This window comes from Persicitalea sp. (assembly GCF_041751555.1).
GTDB lineage: Bacteria > Bacteroidota > Bacteroidia > Cytophagales > Spirosomataceae > Persicitalea.
Genome location: NZ_JBGSXF010000718.1, coordinates 1 through 5,942, shown reverse-complemented (window position 1 = coordinate 5,942; position 5,942 = coordinate 1). Strand labels below are relative to the sequence as shown.

Here is a 5,942-nt window from a genome sequence, read left to right as displayed (position 1 = left end):
TGCTATCGTTTAAATACTGTACTTTGCTCTAAAATTTACACTTCATCTTTTTGATAAAAATACTATTATGAATACTGAAACTGCCGAAAACCAAGCACTTATTGAGGAAACCGTTCGCGACTTTGCCGAGCGGCATATTCGCCCCAACATTCGCGAGTGGGACGAAGCCCAGTACTTTCCCGCCGAGATCTTTCACCAAATGGGTGAACTGGGGCTGATGGGCATTCTTGTTCCCGTCGCGTACGGGGGCTCGGGCTTGGGCTACCGCGAGTATGTGGCTGCTCTTATAGAAGTTTCGAAGGTAGATCCGTCCATAGGCCTATCGCTGGCGGCGCACAATTCGCTATGTACCAACCACATTTTGATGTTTGGCGACGAGGATCAGAAACAGAAGTACCTGCCAAAGCTGGCCTCTGGTCAGTGGATCGGTGCCTGGGGCCTGACCGAACCTAATACGGGCTCCGACGCGGGAAACATGCGCACTGTAGCCGTGAAGGACGGTGACAACTGGACGTTGAACGGCTCCAAAAACTTTATCACCCATGGCAAAAGCGGCGACGTGGCCGTTGTGATCGTCCGCACGGGCGAGCCGGGCGATAAACATGGAGCGACGGCATTTATTATTGAGAAAGGTACTCCGGGCTTTACCGCCGGGCGCAAAGAGGACAAACTCGGAATGCGGGCGTCCGAAACTGCCGAGCTTATTTTTCAGGATTGCGTTGTTTCCGACAGCCAGCGCCTCGGCGAAGTAGGTGAGGGATTTATTCAATCGCTCAAAATTCTGGATGGCGGACGTATTTCTATTGCTGCGCTCAGTGTGGGAACCGCCGTTGGTGCTTTCGAGGCCGCCCGCGATTACGCCAAGGAGCGCAAGCAGTTCGGCCAGTCGATTTCAAGATTTCAAGGCATTGCCTTCAAACTGGCCGATATGTACACCGACATAGAAGCCTCCAAGATGCTTACTTTCAACGCTGCCGACACGAAAGACCGAGGCGAAAAGGTCAGCCTGCAAAGTTCGGTGGCCAAATACCACGCCTCCGAAACCGCCGTGCGCGTATCCAACGAAGCAGTGCAGGTATTCGGAGGGTATGGCTTCACGAAAGACTACCCCGTGGAGAAATTCTATCGCGATAGCAAGCTGTGCACCATCGGCGAAGGCACAAGCGAGATTCAGAAGCTGGTGATTTCAAGAGAAATTTTGCGGGGATAGGCACTTGCCTGCCACCCATAACGCCCCGCCGCCGATGGCCCTTTCCGGCTGATCGTTTGTCCGACAAGTATTGCGGCGGGGCGAGAACCTCCCTACTTTCGTGGCGTACCCTTAACCTGAAAAGCTATGATCGCCCTAATTGTTCTACTTGTGCTGGTGGTATTGGCCATTCTGATGGCCGTGAAGGTAGTCCCGCAGCAAACCGCTTACGTCGTCGAGCGACTTGGTAAGTTCTACGCCGTGTTGCAGCCCGGCATCAATTTCATAATCCCCTTCTTTGATAGGGTCGCCTACAAATACACGCTCAAGGAATCAGCCATCGACATCCCTGAGCAGATTTGTATTACCAATGACAACGTGCAAGTACGCATGGATGGCGTCATCTTTATTCAGGTGATCGATGCCAAGAAAGCCGCCTACGGAATTTCCAACTACACCTTTGCCGTGACGCAGTTAGCCCAAACGACCATGCGGAGCGAGATCGGCAAGTTGGCCCTCGACAAAACCTTTGAAGAGCGCATGACCATCAATCGCGCGGTGGTGGATGCCATCGACGAAGCCGCTACCAGCTGGGGTGTCAAAGTACTTCGCTACGAAATAAAGAATATCACGCCGCCACAAAGCGTACTCATGGCGATGGAAAAGCAGATGCAGGCTGAGCGCGAGCGCCGCGCCGTAATTTTACAGTCCGACGGTGAGAAGCAGGCCGCCATCAATGTGGCCGAAGGTCAAAAGCAAAAAGCGGTACTGGAATCGGAGGGCGTTCGCGAGCGGCAAATCAATGAGGCGCAGGGAGAAGCTTCGGCTATTTTGTCTGTAGCTCAGGCCACGGCCGAAAGTATCCGGCTGGTAGCCGCCTCCATCCAAAATAACGGTGGTATGGAAGCCGTGCAACTTCGGGTGGCTGACAATTTGGTGGAGCAATTCGGAAAACTGGCCAAGACAAATAATACCCTCATTCTTCCTGCTAATTTCGCCGACCTGGGTTCACTAATTGCCGCGTCGATGACAGTCGTCAAAAGCGAGATGCCTAAGAATAACTAGCAGCATATGTAGATGTAGGACGGACAGCTTGTCCGCCTGCTAACGATAACTGAAATCACACGGCTGCAAGACAGCCTTTCCAGCTCATGGATTTATCCCTGCCCCAAATATGGCTTATCATTGGACTGCTCATGCTCGTCTTAGAGCTTGTGAGCGTAGTACTGGTGTTTGTTTTCTTCGCCGCCGGGGCTTTAATCACGGCCTTGCTGGCCAGCATTGGTTTATTACCTGACCTGAACACTCAACTCTTCGCCTTCTCGCTTATCTCAGTGTTAGCGCTTGTCTTACTCAGAAAACACGCTAAGAATCTCCTGAAGCAAAGGGGGAGTCACACCGAATACAACGAGTTCGCAGGCGAAACGGCGATGGTCGTCCGGGATATTCCAGCGCTGGGCGAGGGCAAAATTTACTACCGGGGTGCCGAATGGAGCGCCATTTCGGCCACCCGACTTCCCATTGAGGCGGGCAGCAAAGTGATTATCCGTGAGTCGGCAGGGATCAAGCTTATTGTTGAAGAAGCATGAAGATACTACTTCAACGCTTCCGCAATTGGATTCCCTACGGTGCCACTCGGGGCAAGAATGTGCAGCAGTGCGGCCACCGTTGGGGCGATGTCGGCGATGGAGGTGCGGCGCAAAGTTTCGCCTTTGGGAATACCCCAACCGTAGAAAAGTAGTGGCACGTGGGTATCGTAGTTGTAAGGCGAGCCGTGGGTAGTTCCCGTAGAACGGCCTGCAAACCAACCCGGTTGCAGCACGATCTGGATATCGCCGCTACGCTTGGCATTGGTGCCGTTCTTATACAGTTCTAGTTGGAAGCTATTCAGATGGCTTTCGCCCAAGTCTTTAAGATTGATTACATCAGCAACTCCGGGAATCGGTAGTAGGGCTTCGCGAACTACCTCGTACACATCCTCCACATCGATTTTCTTCGATTTTAGCGTTGCATTGTTCAGGTAGAGCTGGTAGTTGTCATTGGCCCGAACATAGTCACCTTTCCCGAAAGCTTCCTCCAATGCGCCCTTTACTTTTTCATTCACCACACCCGTGTTCAGTAAGCCCGCAGGTAGTCGGTGTTCAGTCCAGAATCCAGGAACGTCCATCACGCCGTGGTCGGCGGTCAGGAAAACGGTGTAGTTTCCTTTGCCCGTCCAGGTATCCAGGAAAGTGAAAAACTCGGCGAATTCACGATCCAACCGCAGGTAGATATCCTCGACTTCGATAGAATTGGGGCCAAAAGCGTGTCCAACGTAGTCGGGTGAGGAGAAGCTTACCGCCAGAAAATCGGTCTGTTGGTTTTTTCCCATATTCTCCCCCTTGATGGCGGCGATGGCCATGTCTTTCGTAATCGTATTGCCAAACGGCGTCGAGGCAATCTGACTAAAACCGTTTTCACCAAAATTATACGGGAACTCGGATGTCTTGTTTCCGGCCATTTTGTTTTCGTATGGCTCGTCGTCCGGTGTACTTTCCACGTACTGATCCAGCGGTAGAAGTGTTTTCCAGCCGTCTTTCATGTAAGCAATTGGGAGTTTTTTGTCATTGACCTCCTGCGCCCACTTGGGTAGTTTATCAGTGTAGAAAGTACTCGTGATCCAATTGCCCGTCTTGGAATCAAACCAATAGGCCCCCGTGGCGGCGTGTCCGGCAGGCAGAATGGCACCTCGATCCTTAATAGCAATACCGACGGTCTTGGAGCGAAAATTAGTGCCGATCTGCAATTGGTCGGTGATGGTGCTGGTCAGCAAGTTACGGGGCGACATCTTTCCCGCGTCGGCGTTGGAGCTGCCCACGGTGGCTACGGTACTGTCCTCGGCGCAGTACACGCTCTGGCCCGCAATGGGGTCGAACCACTCGTTGCCCACGATGCCGTTGATGGCCGGCACCGAACCCGTGTAGACCGACGAGTGACCCGCCGCCGTGACCGTCAGGGCGTAGGGATAGTGATTATTGCGGCAGTTAAAGCCTTCGTTCATCAGCCGCTTCAGGCCGCCTTCGCCGTATTTGTCATAGAACCGATACAGGTAGTCGTAACGCATCTGATCTACCACAATGCCCACCACCATTTTGGGCCGGGCCAGCAGGGTAGTTTTTTTAGGGGTACTTTGAGAAAAAGCCGGAAGTCCACCCAGGAGAAGTAGAAGAATCGAAGCGGTAGATTTGAAGGAGCGAAACGACATTATGGAACGGGGATTGGTACTTTGCTTGAACTTCTACAAAGATATTACCTATTTGCCGAACCCTCGTGTCCGCTGGTACTTTTTAACTATGGCGTAATGACGCCAAGCCGGACAGGGGTACTTTTGGCAATCGAAAACGCTACCTTTGCCTTCCCAAATCGACAGGAAAATGACATTCGAACTCACCAAAGAATACCTCGATCATATCGAGGAGATGATCGAAAGCCAGGATTCGGCCACGCTGAAAGCCGAGATGGAGGACATGTACCCCGCCGACGTGACTGGAATCCTCTACGAACTAGACACCGAACAGGCCAAGTACCTCGTAGGCCTGCTGGATACCAAAACCGGGGCCGAAATTCTGGCGGCGCTCGACACCGACGAACGTCAGGATTTTCTCAAGCATTTTACCTCTCAGGAAATTGCCCGCTACGTCAACGAGGTGGATTCCGACGACGCGGTGGATTTGCTCAACGAGCAGCCCATCAAAGTCCGCGAGGAAGTCATCGCCCTGCTCGAAGACCGCGAGCAGGCGCGATTTATCCTCGATCTGCTTCACTACGACGAAGACGTGGCGGGAGGACTCATGCAGAAGGAGTTGGTCAAAGCCAACGTCAACTGGAATATGAACCAGTGCATCGAGGAATTGCGGCTGCAAGCCGAGGATGTGGAGAAGGTGTATGCCGTTTATGTCGTGGACGATAACAACCGCTTGTTGGGTACTTTGTCGCTAAAGCGTATTGTGCTGGCGCACAAAAACACCAAGGTAGAGAGCATTTACAACCAGGATATTATCTACGTCGAAACCTACCGACCCGCCGAGGAAGTAGCCGAACTCATGCAGCGCTACGACCTCGACGTGATTCCTGTCGTGAATGTGCAGGGCCGCTTACTAGGCCGCATCACGATTGACGACGTGGTGGACGTCATTACCGAACAGGCTAGTTCGGATGCCCTGGCAATGGCAGGAGTCACCGGCGATGTCGAGGAGGATGACACCGTCTGGGAACAAACCAAAGCCCGCCTGCCCTGGCTCCTCGTGGGCATGATGGGCGGTATCCTGGCCGCCAAGTTCATCGGCTTTTTCGAAGGCGACCTAAAAGTAGTTCCGGCAATGGCGGCGTTTATCCCTATCATCGGCTCCACCGGCGGCAATGTCGGCATCCAGACTTCCTCCATCATCCTGCAAAGCCTGGCCGATAAAACGGGTCTCGACACGGGCGTGTGGGAACGCTTGCTGCGCATGTTCGGCGTTGCTTTCATCAACGGCGTAATCATCAGTCTAATCGTCTTTGGCTTCAACCTGCTCATCGGCAACGAACTGCAACTTGCGATTGTCGTTTCTTCGGCTCTACTGTCCGTTGTCTTTCTAGCCTCGTTTATGGGTACCGTTACGCCCATTGCTCTGGACAAACTAGGCATCAATCCAGCCGTCGCCTCCGGCCCCTTCATCACTACGGCCAACGATCTGATCGGCTACGGAGTGTACTTTGGGCTAGCGCATGTGCT

Annotated in this window: 5 protein-coding genes; 4 read left to right on the top strand and 1 reads right to left on the bottom strand. The window is 53.0% G+C overall.

The annotated features are described in order from the left end of the window. The first annotated feature begins 67 nt into the window (after window positions 1-67). The 3 genes from ACEW8P_RS25090 to ACEW8P_RS25080 all read left to right on the top strand — a co-directional run bounded on the left by ACEW8P_RS25090 (window position 68) and on the right by ACEW8P_RS25080 (window position 2,778). On the top strand, window positions 68-1,210 hold the full coding sequence (locus ACEW8P_RS25090; RefSeq protein WP_373515807.1) for an acyl-CoA dehydrogenase family protein: 1,143 nt from the start codon (window positions 68-70) through the stop codon (window positions 1,208-1,210). A 126-nt stretch (window positions 1,211-1,336) separates the two neighbouring features. Then, entirely contained in the window at window positions 1,337-2,254 is a 918-nt protein-coding gene (locus tag ACEW8P_RS25085; protein ID WP_373515806.1) for an SPFH domain-containing protein, read from the top strand. Between the two features lie 86 nt (window positions 2,255-2,340). Beyond that, window positions 2,341-2,778, top strand: a complete 438-nt coding sequence (locus ACEW8P_RS25080) for an NfeD family protein (protein ID WP_373515805.1) — start codon at window positions 2,341-2,343, stop codon at window positions 2,776-2,778. A 5-nt stretch (window positions 2,779-2,783) separates the two neighbouring features. Here ACEW8P_RS25080 and pafA read toward each other — a convergent pair whose 3' ends face one another. Beyond that, window positions 2,784-4,433, bottom strand: a complete 1,650-nt coding sequence (pafA, locus tag ACEW8P_RS25075) for an alkaline phosphatase PafA (RefSeq protein WP_373515804.1) — start codon at window positions 4,431-4,433, stop codon at window positions 2,784-2,786. A 169-nt stretch (window positions 4,434-4,602) separates the two neighbouring features. Between pafA and mgtE the strand changes: the two genes are divergently transcribed. Continuing rightward, on the top strand, window positions 4,603-5,942 hold a 1,340-nt coding region (mgtE, locus tag ACEW8P_RS25070; RefSeq protein ID WP_373515803.1), incomplete at its 3' end, for a magnesium transporter.

Excerpts from the sequence above, each read along its gene's own strand:
- ACEW8P_RS25090 (WP_373515807.1), top strand. The coding sequence starts at position 68 with ATGAATACTGAAACTGCCGAAAACCAAGCACTTATTGAGGAAACCGTT.
- ACEW8P_RS25085 (WP_373515806.1), top strand. The coding sequence starts at position 1,337 with ATGATCGCCCTAATTGTTCTACTTGTGCTGGTGGTATTGGCCATTCTG.
- ACEW8P_RS25080 (WP_373515805.1), top strand. The coding sequence starts at position 2,341 with ATGGATTTATCCCTGCCCCAAATATGGCTTATCATTGGACTGCTCATG.
- pafA (WP_373515804.1), bottom strand. The coding sequence starts at position 4,433 with ATGTCGTTTCGCTCCTTCAAATCTACCGCTTCGATTCTTCTACTTCTC.